Here is a 13,859-nt window from a genome sequence, read left to right on the forward strand (position 1 = left end):
CGTCGTCAGTCTGGTGAATGCGAAAAAATCAAAATACAGAAAAATCGAGCGCCGCATACTGCCCCCGGGCAATTCCGGCGAAGGCCAGCAGGGCTGGTATCTGCTCGGCAAAGCCCTGGTAGCTGTGATCACCACCGGCCTGGATACGCAACGCGCACGCCCGGTAATAATGCTGGGCGTGGCGATAGTCCAGGGTTTCATCGGCGGTCTGCAACCACACTTGATAGCGGCTGGCGTCCGCGGGGGCCGGCACTTCCAGTTCAGCCAGGGCCTGGACATGATCGTGGGTCAGCTCCCAGGTTTCGCCGCTGTAGTGGTTGCGCTGGGTGCCCAGGTAGCCGTCGAACAGCTTGTGCGGGGTAACCGCGGGGTTGATCAGCAGGGCTTTGAGGCCCAAGCGCTCGGCCAGATGGGTGGCATAGTAGCCGCCGAGCGAACTGCCGACCAGCAGGGGCGCGCCCAGTTCGGCGATGGCCGCTTCGAGCTGTGCGATGGCCTGGCGCGGGTGATGGTGCAAGGCGGGTACGCGCAGCTGGCCGGACAGGCCTAGCTGCTGCATCACAGCGTCGAGCTGACGCGCCTTGGTGGAGAGCGGTGAGCTGTTCAAGCCATGGATATAGAGGATGGAACCCGACATGCTGCCCCCGGAATCTTTGGCTTCGCGCCCCATGGTGGAGGCGCAGGGATGCGCAGTGTAGCGTGTTCGCCGTGTTTTGGCGCAGCGGCGGGTTTTTCGCAACAATTTTTGCGACGCTGCTACCCTGGTTTCAATAGCCCGGGCTATCGAAATCGAGCTTCACCTCGAAGTCCGTGGCCCGCTGCACCCCGGTCTCCAGCTGCCCGTCGGCATGCAGGCGCAACCAGCGGTAACCTGGCTGCTCCTCACTCACCTTGAAGTCTTCGCTACCCGCGGCGAACTGTATGCACGTCGATGGCGTGGCCAGCAGGCGCAGCCCGCCACGCAGCTCATCCCACTCCTGATGGATATGCCCCCAAAGCAGCGCCCTCACCTGTGGATAACCCTCAAGCCGGCGCAGCAATTGATCCGCATTGCGTAACCCGATCGGTGCGATCCAGGCGCAGCCGATATCCACCGGCTGATGATGGCAGCAGACCAGGCAATGGCGCCCACCGGCCGACACCAGCGCATCATCGAGCAGCGCCAGCTGTGCCGGCTCAAGCAGCCCATGGGTCGCGCCCTGCACCGCAGAATTGAGCATGATGACACGCCAGGCGCCAATATCGGTCACTGCCTGCACCAGCTCCGGCGCCACCTCGGCCATGACCCTGGCTTCATCATGATTACCCGGCAACCAGCGCGCCGGCACGCCGATCTCGCCCGTAAGATCACGAAACGCCTGATACGAGGCAACACTGCCATCCTGCGAAAGGTCACCCGTGCACAACAGCAGATCGATACGCGGCTGTTCACGACGCACTTGGGCGATCACATGACGCAGGCTGTCGCGCGTGCGCAGCCCCAACAGCGTGCCCGCAGGGTCAGCGAACAGGTGAGCGTCAGTCAATTGCACCACGCATACGGGTGCCTGAGAGGGGTCTGGGTGCGGCACCGGCCGTCTCCTCGGGGGAATTCAGCACGAATTATGGCGGGGGATCGGTTACGAGAAAACAGCCGAAACCGACCTGGGTCACATTTCAGCGCACACTTGCCAGCTCGTGACCACACGCCAGGCAGTGGCTCAGCCATTCGCCGAGAAACAGGTTGAGCTGGGCCTTTTCATCCGGCTGGTGCATGGACTGGTTGGGATACGGGTAGATGCTGCGCAGGCGCCTGGTGTGTTCGGCGCTGACCACTTCGGCCATACGCGCATCGTGGTACACCTGCACCTCAAGGTGGGGCACCGGCAGCCAAGGCAGGCTGTGCTCCTGGCGCACCCGCAGGGTAGTGGTATACGGGCAGGCCAGCACTACATCGAGCACCAGCACGCCGAGCATCTGGTCGCCCTGGGTCATGCCGATGCGGCGCGAACTCTGGGTGGTACGCATGTCGGGCAGCAGGCGCATGAGCCGGGCGTAGTTGGCCTCACAGGCTGCCTGCAGCCCGGCCAGATCGACCCGATAACGCTCACGCAGCAGGTTCACTTCCACATACCTCGTACTTCATCTCTGTTGAGCGCCAGCCATTGCAGGCCGATGATCGTCGCCGCATTGCAGATACGCCCATCGCGCACAGCCTGCAAAGCATCTTCGAACGACCAGACCCGCACACGGATATCCTCGCCCTCTTCTTCCAGGCCGTGCAGCCCCCCGGCGCCTTCGCTGCTGCAGCGGCCAAGGAACAGGTGCACGTATTCATCACTGCCGCCCGGCGACGGGAAATACCGCGTCATCGGCCATAGGGCGCTGAAGGTCAGGCCGGCTTCCTCTTCGGCTTCACGATGAGCGACCTCTTCAGGCTGTTCGTCCTTGTCGATCAGGCCGGCGACCATCTCGATCAGCCAAGGGTTGTCGACTTTATCCAGCGCACCGACGCGAAACTGCTCGATCAATACCACTTCATCACGCAGCGGATCGTAAGGCAGCACGCAAACGGCATCATGGCGCACGAACAGTTCGCGGCTGATCTCACGGCCCATGCCCCCGGCGAACAGCTCATGGCGCAGGCGAAGCTTGTCGAGCCTGTAGAAGCCCTGGAAGCAATTGGCCCGTTCGATGATGTCGAAGCCCTTGGGCACTGAATTCAACGCGTCTGACATGGAAATCCTCATTACCTCAAATACCGCTTCGCGCCATCCTACTCTGCACGCCTGCCTGTTTCACCCCTTTCCGTTAACCATTCGCGCAGTCGGGACAGGGGCTGTTCTCTCTGTTAGCTTAGTGGCGAACTGAAGGCCGCGCAGGCGGTCAAAGGCCGACTTTTCCCTGTATTGCAAGGATCATCATGACACTTGTCAAACTGACTGCCGTGGCGGTGCTGGCCTTGGCCCTCGGTGCCTGCCAGAGCCTGTTCGCGCCGAATTACCGTGCCCCGCTGGAGGTGAAGCGCGACGCCTGGGAGCACGTAAAGCCAGGTTGCAGCGAGAGTGACTGCCCACTGGTGAATATTGACACCATTCACTTCCCGGACCTGCCCAAGCTCGACGCAATCGTCGAAAAGCGCCTGCTGCAACTGACCGAAGACAACCAGCATGGCACCGCACCAAGCACTTTGCAGGCGTATGAGCAGCAATACCTGGCAACTGCCGACAAACGCAACAGCAGCTACCTGCAGGCCAAGGTACGTGAACAGCATGACGGGCTGGTGATCATCGAGCTGTCCAGCTACCTCGATAGCGGCGGCGCTCATGGCATGCCAGGCCGGGGCTTCATCAACTATTCGCGCAAGCTGGACAAGGTACTGACCCTGCAGGACATGCTGGTCCCGGGCCAGGAAGACACCTTCTGGAAAACGGTAGAAGAATCGCACCGCGCCTGGCTGATCAGCGTGGGGATGGACAAGGATGCCGAGTTCGTCAAAACCTGGCCGTTCAAGAAGTCGCCGCACATCGCGCTGACGTACGGCGCAGTGGTTGTCAAATACGAGGTCTATACCATCGCGCCCTACTCCATGGGCCACGTGGAACTGAAGCTTCCCTACCCTCGCCTGAATGGCGTGCTCAAGCCCGAACTGTTCCCCGGCCGCGGCTGAGGCTTAGTAGCGCATGCAGCCCACCCGCCAGCAGTAATGCTGGCAGGGTAGCGCCGACCTCTGGCGCTTGCGCAGCGATGCTGTGATAGGCCACCACGCCCACCGCCCAAGCCAGCAGCGCCTGCCAGTGCATACCATCGATTTGTGCTGGAAGGCGGCGGCGGCGGATCACGAAGTGGTCCATCAGCACCACACCGAACAGCGGCGCGAACACCGAGCCAATCAGCAGCAGGAAGTTCTCGTACTGGGCCAGCGGCGCCAGCAGAGCAATCAGCGTACATAGCACACCGATGGCCAACGCCAGGTGCTCGACCTTCAGGCGTACCAGCAGGCCAGTCGATACCGCCGCCGAGTGGATATCGGCAAAGGCCTTCTCCGACTCGTCCAGCAAAATCAGCAGCAACGGAATACCCAGCCCGGCACCGGCCAGGGCCAGCAACAGCGCGTTGACCTCACCGCTCGGCGCAAAGGCAAGGGTGTAGGCCACGCCCAGGCTCATCAGCCAGGTATTGCCGATGAAGTAACCGAGCACGGTCCCGCCGAACACGCGCCTGGCGCTGCGGGCGAAACGCGAGTAGTCGGCAATCAACGGCAACCAGGAAAGCGGCATGGCGATGACGATGTCGAAGCCCGTGGCCAGCGACATCGACCCATCTCCGCTGCGCTGCCACAGCTCGCTCAGGTCAGCCTTGGCGAAGAGGTTCCAGGTCAGCCACAGGCAAGCGCCCAACAACAGCCAGATCCCCCATTTACGCAGCACCTTGCGCACGAATGCCAGCGGCCCGCTGACCGCGAGCAGCGTGGCCAGGCCACCGAAGCAGAGGGTCCAGAACATTGGGCTGTTCCACAGGCTGCCTTCACCGAAGGTGCGCGCGCCCAGCAGGCTGGCGGCGTCCCGCATGACAATGATCTCGAACGCCCCCCAACCGATCAGTTGCAGCAGGTTGAGCAACGCCGGCAAGCGCGCGCCGTGGCTGCCCAGGCTCAGGCGCAGGGTGGCCATGGCGCACAGGCCCGTGTCGCTGCCAATCACGCCTGCCGCCCCAAGCAGCAGTACGCCCACGCCGGTACCCAAGATGATGGCCAGCACCGCGCCGGCCAGGCCCAGGCCGGGGGCGAGCATCGCGCCCACCTGCAGGACCATCAGGCCGATGCCCAGGGAAAACCAGAGCGAGAACAGGTCCCGGCCACCGAACGGGCGTTGGCTGGCGGGGACGGGGTGGTCGGGGGAAAAATGGCTGGTAGTTGTCATTGTTGTCACTCGACAAAGAAATCCAATCGACGCAGTGGTTGCAGGAGCGGCGTTGCCGGGGCGCTCCTGCAAACGATCACAGCGGCTTACACCTTGTGGTACAGCTGGCTGCCTTCCTGGCGGAACCGTTCGGCCTGCTCGCGCATACCCTCCTCAACCGACACATCCACGGCATCGATGCGCAGGTTGGCGGCGTACTCCCGGACCTCCTGGGTGATTTTCATCGAGCAGAACTTCGGCCCGCACATCGAGCAGAAGTGCGCGACCTTGGCCGACTCCTTCGGCAGGGTTTCGTCGTGGAAGGCACGCGCGGTGTCAGGGTCCAGGCCCAGGTTGAACTGGTCCTCCCAGCGGAACTCGAAACGCGCCTTGGACAGGGCATTGTCACGGATCTGTGCGCCTGGGTGCCCCTTGGCAAGGTCGGCAGCATGCGCGGCGATCTTGTAAGTGATGATGCCGGTCTTGACGTCATCCTTGTTCGGCAGGCCCAGGTGCTCCTTGGGCGTGACGTAGCACAGCATGGCGCAGCCGAACCAGCCGATCATGGCCGCGCCGATGCCCGAGGTGATGTGGTCGTAACCTGGCGCAATGTCAGTGGTCAGAGGGCCGAGGGTGTAGAACGGCGCCTCGTCGCAGCACTCCAGCTGCTTGTCCATGTTTTCCTTGATCAACTGCATCGGCACATGGCCAGGGCCTTCGATCATGCACTGCACGTCGTGCTTCCAGGCGATCTTGGTCAGCTCGCCAAGGGTTTCCAGCTCACCGAACTGCGCCGCGTCGTTGGCATCGGCAATCGAGCCTGGGCGTAGTCCGTCACCGAGCGAGAAGCTCACGTCGTAAGCCTTCATGATTTCGCAGATCTCATCGAAATGCGTGTACAGGAAGTTCTCCTGGTGATGCGCCAGGCACCACTTGGCCATGATCGACCCGCCGCGGCTGACGATACCGGTGACTCGCTTGGCGGTCAGTGGCACGTAGCGCAGCAGCACGCCAGCATGGATGGTGAAGTAGTCAACGCCCTGCTCTGCCTGCTCGATCAGCGTGTCGCGGAACAGCTCCCAGGTCAGGTCTTCGGCAACTCCGCCGACCTTTTCCAGGGCCTGGTAGATCGGTACGGTACCGATGGGTACCGGCGAGTTGCGGATGATCCACTCGCGGGTTTCGTGGATGTGTTTGCCGGTCGACAGGTCCATGACCGTGTCCGAGCCCCAGCGAATACCCCAGGTCAGCTTGGCCACTTCTTCTTCGATCGAGGAGCCCAAGGCGCTGTTGCCGATGTTGCCGTTGATCTTCACCAGGAAGTTGCGGCCGATGATCATCGGCTCCAGCTCCGTGTGGTTGATATTGGCCGGGATGATCGCGCGGCCGCGGGCGATCTCCTCGCGCACGAACTCGGCAGTGATCTCTTTGGGGATGTTGGCGCCGAAGCTGTGGCCGGCGTGCTGCTGCGTGAGCAGCCCAGCAGCGCGTGCCTCCTGCAGCTTCATGTTCTCGCGGATGGCGACGTACTCCATCTCGGCGGTGATGATGCCCTGGCGGGCGTAATGCATCTGCGAGACGTTGGCGCCAGCCTTGGCGCGGCGCGGGTTGCGCACATGGTTGAAGCGCAGCTTGGCCAGTTCGGCGTCGTTCAGGCGTTGCTGGCCGAAATTCGAGCTCAGCCCACCCAGGCGCTCGGTATCCCCACGGGCGTCGATCCAGGCCGAACGGACATCGGCCAGGCCTTTGCGTACATCGATGATGACGTCGGGATCGGTATAGGGGCCGGAAGTGTCGTAGACCAGTACCGGGGCGTTGGCTTCGCCGCCGAAGTCGGTTGGGGTATCGTGCAGACTGATTTCGCGCATCGGCACGCGGATGTCCGGGCGCGAGCCCTCGACATAGACCTTGCGCGAACGCGGGAAGGGTTGCACGGACTGCTGATCGACTTGCGCCGATTCGCTGAGGTTGATCGTTTTTTCTTGTTTGCTCATCACAGGCTCCAGACAGCTTCCTAGCGGTGGAATGTCGGGGAGAACCTGAAAGACGCGGACGCACCCCTTGGCGGGTATGCAGTGCCGGATACATGGAGTGCCTTGAGCTGCTTGCAGCTGCGACATTCCCGGACCTGGCACAAGAGGCTCCCCGGGAAGGCGAGCAATCTTGTTCCCTACGCAGGCGCTAACCTGATCAGGTTCAACGGGATCCGCACCTATGCGATCTCAGCCTTTGCTTCAAGGCACCCCGACAAGAACGTGCGCAGTCTAGACTGGAGTGGCCGGCAAAGCCAAGCGTGTAAAACGGGGGGATGATGAAAGGCACCGCCAACGATTGTTGCCAATTGCGCATGGCACTACACTGCCCCATCGCTCGATACTCAACAGTTCAGTAATTAAATTTCGTACAAGGATTGCCTCTATGCTGCGCAAACTCTCACTGGCGATTGCCGTGTCTTGTGCGTCCAACGGAGTGGCCTGGGCAGCGGATGTGCCCATGACGGTGAAGACTGATTTGGTCAGTGTCTACCAGGAAGCGGTCGACAACAACGCCGATCTTGCCGCCGCTCGCGCCGATTATGGCGCGCGCCGCGAAGTGGTGCCCCAGGCCCGCGCCGGCCTGCTGCCCAACCTGTCGGCAGGTGCCGAAATGATGAACACCCGCACCAAACTCGACGAACCCTCGATCACCTCGAACCGCAGCGGCAACTCCTGGAGCGCCACACTGGCGCAACCTGTCTTCCGCGCCGATCGCTGGTTCCAGTTGCAGGCCGCCGAGGCCGTCAACGAGCAGGCGGCGCTGGAGTTGTCTGCCACTGAGCAAAACCTGATCCTGCAGACCGCGCAAAGCTACTTTGCCGTGCTGCGGGCCCAGGACAACCTGGCAGCCACGAAAGCCGAAGAATCGGCCTTCAAGCGCCAGCTGGACCAGTCCAACGAACGTTTCGATGTCGGCCTGTCCGACAAGACCGACGTGCTGCAGTCCCAGGCCAGCTATGACACCGCTCGGGCCAACCGGATCATTGCCGAACGCCAGGTGCAGGATGCTTTCGAGGCCTTGGTGACCCTCACCAACCGCGAATACACCTCGATCCAGGGCGTTGTTCACACCTTGCCGATACAGGTGCCCACCCCCAACGACGCCAAGGCCTGGGTCGAGACTGCGGGGCGGCAGAACCTCAACCTGCTGGCAACCAACTACGCAGTCGATGCCGCCGAAGAAACCCTACGCCAGCGCAAGGCCGGCCACGCCCCGACCCTTGATGCGGTAGCCAAATACCAGAAAGGCGACAATGACAGCCTGGGCTTCTCCAACCCTTCGCAACTGGGCGTGCGCTACAGCGGTGACGTGGAGCAGACCAGCATCGGCCTGCAGCTGAACATCCCGATCTACAGTGGCGGCCTGACCAGCTCGCAAGTACGCGAGGCATACCAGCGCCTGAGCCAGAGCGAACAACAACGCGAGAGCCTGCGCCGCCAGGTGGTGGAGAACACACGCAACCTGCACCGTGCCGTGAATACCGATGTGGAGCAGGTGCAAGCGCGCAAGCAGTCGATCATTTCCAACCAGAGCGCGCTGGAAGCCACCGAGATCGGTTACCAGGTCGGCACCCGCAATATCGTCGACGTGCTCGATGCCCAGCGCCAGCTGTACACCTCGGTTCGCGACTACAACAACAGCCGGTACGACTACATTCTTGACAACCTCAGCCTGAAGCAAGCGGCTGGCACTTTGAGCCCACAGGACCTGGTGGACCTCAAGCGGTACCTGAAGGCGGACTACAATCCGGACAAGGACTTCCTGCCACCGGACCTGGCGGCGGCAGCGGCGAAGAACTTCGAACGCAGGCCTTGAGGCAAGCGGTCACGGCAATCGTCGAAACAAAGCGTTCGAGGATGCATTTCCCGATCCCCGGCAATCCGCAAGACACAAAAAACCCAGGGCAAATGCCCTGGGTTTTTCGATAAAGCTGGACGTCTTACCGACCTGAGGTTGCTCAGAACGGAATATCGTCATCAAAGCTGTCAAAGTCAGCAGCCGGCTGCGGCGCGGGCTGTTGCGGCGCAGGGCGCTGCTGGGCCTGTTGCGGGCGTGGGGCCTGCTGACGTGGCGGCGCCTGGTTGTACTGTTGCTGCTGGCCACCCTGGTTGTAGTTGTTACCACCACCTTGGTTGTACTGGTCGCCGCCACCTTGCTGGTTCTGCGGACGGCCGCCGAGCAACTGCATGGTGCCCTGCATGTCGACGATGATTTCGGTGGTGTAACGCTTGATGCCGTCTTTTTCCCACTCGCGGGTCTGCAGCTTGCCCTCGATGTACACCTGCGAACCCTTGCGCAGGTATTCGCCAGCGATTTCGGCAACCTTGCCGAACATCGACACACGGTGCCACTCGGTACGCTCGACCTTCTGGCCCGACTGCTTGTCGGTCCACTGCTCGCTGGTAGCCAGGCTCAGGTTGGTCACGGCGTTACCGTTGGGCAGGTAGCGGACTTCGGGATCCTGGCCACAGGTGCCGACCAGAATGACTTTGTTAACCCCACGGGCCATAACGTTCTCCTAGGCTTCGCACGCCGAAGAGGCTGGGTTCACCAGACGCTCGAGGGTCGCACGGTCCAAAATTTTCGTATCCAGTTTGATATAGATGGCAGCTTCTTCTGCCACCACAACGGCGTCGGTCACACCCGGCACGGCCATCAGGCGCTCGGTCAGGCCGGCTTCCCGGACTGCCTCAGGCGTCAGCGGCATGCGCAGGCTGGTCACATACGGCGGCTCGTTCATGCGTAACGCAACCACCAGCCATACGGCACACAGCACCGCGCAACCGAGGAACACCGTGTTCAGCCCACCGTGCTGGAACAGCCAGCCGCCAAGAATCCCACCCAGCGCAGCACCAAGGAACTGGCTGGTGGAATACACCCCCATCGCCGTCCCCTTGCCGCCAGCAGGCGACACCTTGCTAACCAGCGACGGCAGCGATGCCTCCAGCAGGTTGAATGCAGTAAAGAATACCACGGTGCCAATCACCAGTCCGCGCAAGTTGTCAGCCCACTGCCAGAAGAACACCTCCACCAGCAGCAACACACTGACCGCTCCGGCCAATACGCGTTTCATCTTGCGCTTTTTTTCGCCGTAGATGATGAAAGGGACCATTGCAAAAAATGAGATGAACAGCGCAGTCAGGTACACCCACCAGTGCTCTTCCTTGGGCAAGCCACCGCGCTCGACGAAGGCCAGAGGCAGCGCAACGAAGCTCGCCATGAGGATCGCGTGGAGGATGAAGATGCCGGCGTCCAGGCGCAGAAGGTCCGGATGGCGCAGGGTTGGACCGAGTGCCTGGCGCGCCACACCCGATTCGCGGTGCTGCAAGGTGCTGTGGGTGTTGGGCACGATGAAGGCGATCAGCAAAATGCCTACCAGGGCAAGTCCTGCCGTGGCCAGGAACAATCCTGACAGGCCGAAGGCGCTGGTGAGAAGTGGGCCAACGACCATCGCCACAGCGAACGACAGGCCGATGCTCATGCCGATCATGGCCATGGCCTTGGTACGGTGCTGCTCACGGGTCAGGTCGGACAGCAGCGCCATGACTGCGGCGGAAATCGCCCCGGCGCCCTGCAGAATTCGCCCGGCAATCACACCCCAGATGGAGTCGGCCTGAGCCGCCAGTACACTGCCCAAAGCGAAGATCACCAGGCCCAGATAGATCACCGGACGGCGGCCGATGCGATCGGAAATCATCCCGAAAGGGATTTGAAAAAACGCCTGGGTCAGGCCATAGGCACCGATGGCCAGGCCGATCAGCGCGGGCGTGGCACCGGCCAGGTCCATGCCGTAGGTGGCCAGCACCGGCAAGACCATGAACATGCCCAGCATACGAAAGGCAAAGACCAGGGCCAGGCCGCCAGCGGCGCGCGTTTCGCTGCCACTCATGCGCTCGTTGTGGGTGTCGTGCATGGATTAACCTCGTGTGAACCGGCGGCGATTCTATCAGTCCGACAGCTTGACAGCATCTACGTGACGCTTTGCCGCGTACTGGCAGCGCCCCGTATACTTCCTTGTTTATGCCCGCCAAGCGAGGCCGCAGTGGACAAGATCCTTATTCGTGGGGCACGTACCCACAACCTGAAGAACATCGACCTGACCCTGCCGCGGGACAAGCTGATCGTGATCACCGGCTTGTCCGGGTCCGGGAAGTCTTCCCTGGCATTCGATACCTTGTATGCCGAGGGTCAGCGCCGCTATGTGGAATCGCTGTCGGCCTACGCCCGGCAATTCCTGTCGATGATGGAAAAACCTGACGTCGACACGATCGAAGGCCTGTCGCCTGCCATCTCCATCGAGCAGAAGTCGACTTCGCACAACCCGCGCTCGACGGTAGGCACCATCACCGAAATCTACGACTACCTGCGCCTGCTTTATGCCCGCGTGGGTACTCCGCGCTGCCCGGACCACGACATTCCGCTGGAGGCGCAGACCGTCAGCCAGATGGTCGACCTGGTGCTGGAGCGCCCGGAAGGCAGCAAGCTGATGCTGCTGGCTCCGGTAGTGCGCGAGCGCAAGGGTGAGCACCTGGCCGTGTTCGACGAACTGCGTGCCCAAGGCTTCGTTCGGGCACGCGTCAACGGCAAGCTCTACGAACTCGACGAACTGCCCAAGCTGGACAAGCAGAAGAAACACAGCATCGATGTGGTGGTGGACCGTTTCAAGGTCCGCGCCGACCTGCAACAACGCCTTGCCGAGTCATTCGAGACCGCCCTCAAGCTGGCCGACGGCATCGCCCTGGTTGCCCCGATGGACGATGAAGAAGGCGAAGAGACGATCTTCTCCGCTCGTTTCGCCTGCCCGGTCTGCGGCCATGCGATCAGCGAACTGGAGCCCAAGCTGTTTTCGTTCAACAACCCGGCCGGCGCCTGCCCGACCTGCGATGGCCTGGGGGTAAAGCAATTTTTCGATATCAAGCGCCTGGTCAACAGCGAGTTGACATTGGCCGAGGGCGCTATCCGCGGCTGGGATCGGCGTAACGTCTACTACTTCCAGATGCTGGGTTCGCTGGCAGCGCATTATGGGTTCAGCCTGGAGGAACCGTTCGGCGAGCTGTCGGCCGAGCACCAGAAGGTAATCCTGCAAGGCAGTGGCAAACAGAGCGTTGACTTCAAGTACCTGAACGACCGTGGCGACATCGTCAAGCGTTCGCACCCGTTCGAAGGGATCGTGCCCAATCTGGAGCGGCGCTACCGCGAAACCGAGTCGGCCACGGTGCGTGAGGAGCTGGCCAAGTTCCTCGGCACCCAGCCCTGCCCCGACTGCCGCGGCACCCGCCTGCGCCGGGAAGCACGGCATGTCTGGGTTGGCGAAAAAACCCTGCCGGCGGTGACCAACCTGCCTATCGGTGAAGCCAGCAGCTACTTCGGTGAGCTGACCCTGACCGGGCGTCGCGGTGAAATTGCGGCAAAGATCCTCAAGGAAATCTGCGAACGCCTACAGTTTCTGGTCAACGTTGGCCTGGATTACCTTACCCTGGATCGCAGTGCCGACACCTTGTCCGGCGGCGAAGCGCAACGGATCCGCCTGGCCAGCCAGATTGGTGCGGGGCTGGTCGGGGTGATGTATATCCTTGATGAACCGTCCATCGGTCTTCATCAACGCGACAACGACCGCCTGCTCGCCACCCTCAACCACCTGCGCGACCTGGGTAACACCGTGATCGTGGTCGAGCACGACGAAGACGCCATTCGCCTGGCGGACTACGTGGTGGACATCGGCCCAGGGGCCGGCGTCCACGGTGGCCAGATCGTTGCCGAGGGTACGCCGCAAGAAGTCATGGCACATCCCGACTCGCTGACCGGGAAGTACCTGTCCGGCCGCAAGAAAATCGCTGTCCCTGCCAAACGCACGCCCCGCGACAAAAAGCTGTCCCTCAAGCTCAAAGGCGCGCGAGGCAACAACCTGCAGAACGTTGACCTGGAAATCCCGATCGGCCTGCTGACCTGCGTGACTGGCGTATCCGGCTCGGGCAAGTCGACGTTGATCAACAACACGCTGTATCCCCTGGCCGCTACTGCCCTCAACGGTGCCAGCAGCCTGGAAGCCGCACCGCACAGCAACATGGATGGCCTGCAGCACCTGGACAAAGTCGTCGATATCGACCAGAGCCCGATCGGCCGCACACCGCGTTCGAACCCGGCGACCTATACCGGCATCTTCACGCCGATTCGTGAGCTGTTTTCCGGCGTGCCGGAATCGCGCTCACGCGGCTACGGCCCGGGGCGTTTCTCGTTCAACGTCAAGGGCGGCCGTTGCGAGGCGTGCCAGGGCGATGGGCTGATCAAGGTGGAAATGCACTTCCTGCCGGACATCTACGTGCCGTGCGACGTGTGCAAGAGCAAGCGCTACAACCGCGAAACCCTGGAGATCAAATACAAAGGCAAGAACATCCACGAGGTCCTGGAAATGACCATCGAGGATGCGCGCGAATTCTTCGATGCGGTGCCGGCGCTGGCGCGCAAGCTGCAAACCTTGATGGATGTAGGCCTGTCTTACATCAAGCTGGGCCAGTCGGCGACGACGCTGTCGGGGGGTGAAGCGCAAAGGGTCAAGCTCTCACGCGAGCTGTCCAAACGCGATACTGGCAAGACCCTGTACATCCTTGACGAGCCGACCACGGGCCTGCACTTCGCCGATATTCAGCAGTTGCTGGACGTCTTGCACCGCCTGCGCGACCACGGCAACACGGTGGTGGTCATCGAGCACAACCTCGATGTGATCAAGACCGCGGACTGGTTGGTCGACTTGGGCCCAGAGGGTGGTTCGAAGGGTGGGCAAATTATTGCCAGCGGTACCCCGGAGGAACTGGCCAAGATGAAGCAGTCGTACACAGGGCACTACCTGAAACCGCTTCTGGAGCGTGACCGGGCCTGATCTGGCAGCCCATGAAAAAGCCCCAGGCACGGATGGTGCCTGGGGCTCTTTTTTTTCTGTGGATA

General features: G+C 61.9%; 11 protein-coding genes and 1 riboswitch. Of the genes, 3 read left to right on the plus strand and 8 right to left on the minus strand.

Features of this window, described 5'->3' with window-relative positions; genetic code table 11:
• Positions 1-28: 28 nt before the first annotated feature.
• The 4 genes from OSW16_RS24320 to OSW16_RS24335 form a co-directional block, all read right to left on the minus strand.
• The gene (locus tag OSW16_RS24320; protein WP_267819137.1) at positions 29-637 is read right to left on the minus strand and encodes a YqiA/YcfP family alpha/beta fold hydrolase; all 609 of its coding nucleotides are present in this window, start codon (positions 635-637) and stop codon (positions 29-31) included.
• A 130-nt stretch (positions 638-767) separates the two neighbouring features.
• On the minus strand, positions 768-1,571 hold the full coding sequence (gene cpdA, locus OSW16_RS24325; protein WP_267819139.1) for a 3',5'-cyclic-AMP phosphodiesterase: 804 nt from the start codon (positions 1,569-1,571) through the stop codon (positions 768-770).
• A gap of 85 nt (positions 1,572-1,656) precedes the next feature.
• Positions 1,657-2,109 carry a DUF1249 domain-containing protein gene (locus OSW16_RS24330; protein ID WP_042111790.1) on the minus strand — a complete coding sequence of 151 codons (453 nt, stop codon included), beginning with the start codon at positions 2,107-2,109 and terminating at the stop codon, positions 1,657-1,659.
• A complete protein-coding gene (locus OSW16_RS24335) occupies positions 2,100-2,717 on the minus strand; it encodes an NUDIX domain-containing protein (protein ID WP_241806268.1) in 618 nt (205 codons plus the stop codon). Before OSW16_RS24335 ends, OSW16_RS24330 begins: the two co-directional genes overlap by 10 nt.
• 185 nt (positions 2,718-2,902) lie before the next feature.
• Between OSW16_RS24335 and OSW16_RS24340 the strand changes: the two genes are divergently transcribed.
• The gene (locus OSW16_RS24340) at positions 2,903-3,649 is read left to right on the plus strand and encodes an RsiV family protein (RefSeq protein ID WP_241806269.1); all 747 of its coding nucleotides are present in this window, start codon (positions 2,903-2,905) and stop codon (positions 3,647-3,649) included.
• On the opposite strand, the gene cytX is transcribed toward OSW16_RS24340, so the two are convergent.
• Entirely contained in the window at positions 3,618-4,901 is a 1,284-nt protein-coding gene (gene cytX, locus OSW16_RS24345) for a putative hydroxymethylpyrimidine transporter CytX (protein ID WP_267819144.1), read from the minus strand. The two genes, OSW16_RS24340 and cytX, sit on opposite strands and share 32 nt — an antisense overlap.
• Before the next feature lie 86 nt (positions 4,902-4,987).
• Positions 4,988-6,874 carry a phosphomethylpyrimidine synthase ThiC gene (thiC, locus tag OSW16_RS24350; protein WP_267819146.1) on the minus strand — a complete coding sequence of 629 codons (1,887 nt, stop codon included), beginning with the start codon at positions 6,872-6,874 and terminating at the stop codon, positions 4,988-4,990.
• A 156-nt stretch (positions 6,875-7,030) separates the two neighbouring features.
• Positions 7,031-7,137: riboswitch (TPP riboswitch) on the minus strand.
• 161 nt (positions 7,138-7,298) lie between these two features.
• Here thiC and OSW16_RS24355 point away from each other — a divergent pair.
• Positions 7,299-8,732 carry a TolC family outer membrane protein gene (locus tag OSW16_RS24355; RefSeq protein ID WP_241806272.1) on the plus strand — a complete coding sequence of 478 codons (1,434 nt, stop codon included), beginning with the start codon at positions 7,299-7,301 and terminating at the stop codon, positions 8,730-8,732.
• A 142-nt stretch (positions 8,733-8,874) separates the two neighbouring features.
• Here the strand turns inward: OSW16_RS24355 and OSW16_RS24360 are convergent, their stop codons facing one another.
• Together OSW16_RS24360 and OSW16_RS24365 are read right to left on the minus strand one after the other, a co-directional pair.
• Entirely contained in the window at positions 8,875-9,426 is a 552-nt protein-coding gene (locus OSW16_RS24360) for a single-stranded DNA-binding protein (RefSeq protein ID WP_012316509.1), read from the minus strand.
• 9 nt (positions 9,427-9,435) lie between these two features.
• Positions 9,436-10,830: an MFS transporter gene (locus OSW16_RS24365; RefSeq protein WP_241806273.1), complete on the minus strand. Its 1,395-nt coding sequence runs from the start codon at positions 10,828-10,830 to the stop codon at positions 9,436-9,438.
• A gap of 129 nt (positions 10,831-10,959) precedes the next feature.
• Here OSW16_RS24365 and uvrA point away from each other — a divergent pair, with 129 nt between their 5' ends.
• Positions 10,960-13,794 (plus strand): excinuclease ABC subunit UvrA, encoded by a 2,835-nt coding sequence (gene uvrA, locus OSW16_RS24370; RefSeq protein ID WP_241806274.1) that lies wholly within the window; start codon positions 10,960-10,962, stop codon positions 13,792-13,794.
• Positions 13,795-13,859: the final 65 nt, after the last annotated feature.

The organism is Pseudomonas putida (assembly GCF_026625125.1).
GTDB lineage: Bacteria > Pseudomonadota > Gammaproteobacteria > Pseudomonadales > Pseudomonadaceae > Aquipseudomonas > Aquipseudomonas putida_X.

Bases quoted from the DNA above. Each gene is read 5' to 3' on its own strand.
- OSW16_RS24365 (WP_241806273.1), bottom strand. From the start codon at position 10,830: ATGCACGACACCCACAACGAGCGCATGAGTGGCAGCGAAACGCGCGCC.
- OSW16_RS24320 (WP_267819137.1), bottom strand. From the start codon at position 637: ATGTCGGGTTCCATCCTCTATATCCATGGCTTGAACAGCTCACCGCTC.
- thiC (WP_267819146.1), bottom strand. From the start codon at position 6,874: ATGAGCAAACAAGAAAAAACGATCAACCTCAGCGAATCGGCGCAAGTC.
- OSW16_RS24360 (WP_012316509.1), bottom strand. From the start codon at position 9,426: ATGGCCCGTGGGGTTAACAAAGTCATTCTGGTCGGCACCTGTGGCCAG.
- OSW16_RS24340 (WP_241806269.1), top strand. From the start codon at position 2,903: ATGACACTTGTCAAACTGACTGCCGTGGCGGTGCTGGCCTTGGCCCTC.
- cytX (WP_267819144.1), bottom strand. From the start codon at position 4,901: ATGACAACTACCAGCCATTTTTCCCCCGACCACCCCGTCCCCGCCAGC.
- OSW16_RS24335 (WP_241806268.1), bottom strand. From the start codon at position 2,717: ATGTCAGACGCGTTGAATTCAGTGCCCAAGGGCTTCGACATCATCGAA.
- OSW16_RS24355 (WP_241806272.1), top strand. From the start codon at position 7,299: ATGCTGCGCAAACTCTCACTGGCGATTGCCGTGTCTTGTGCGTCCAAC.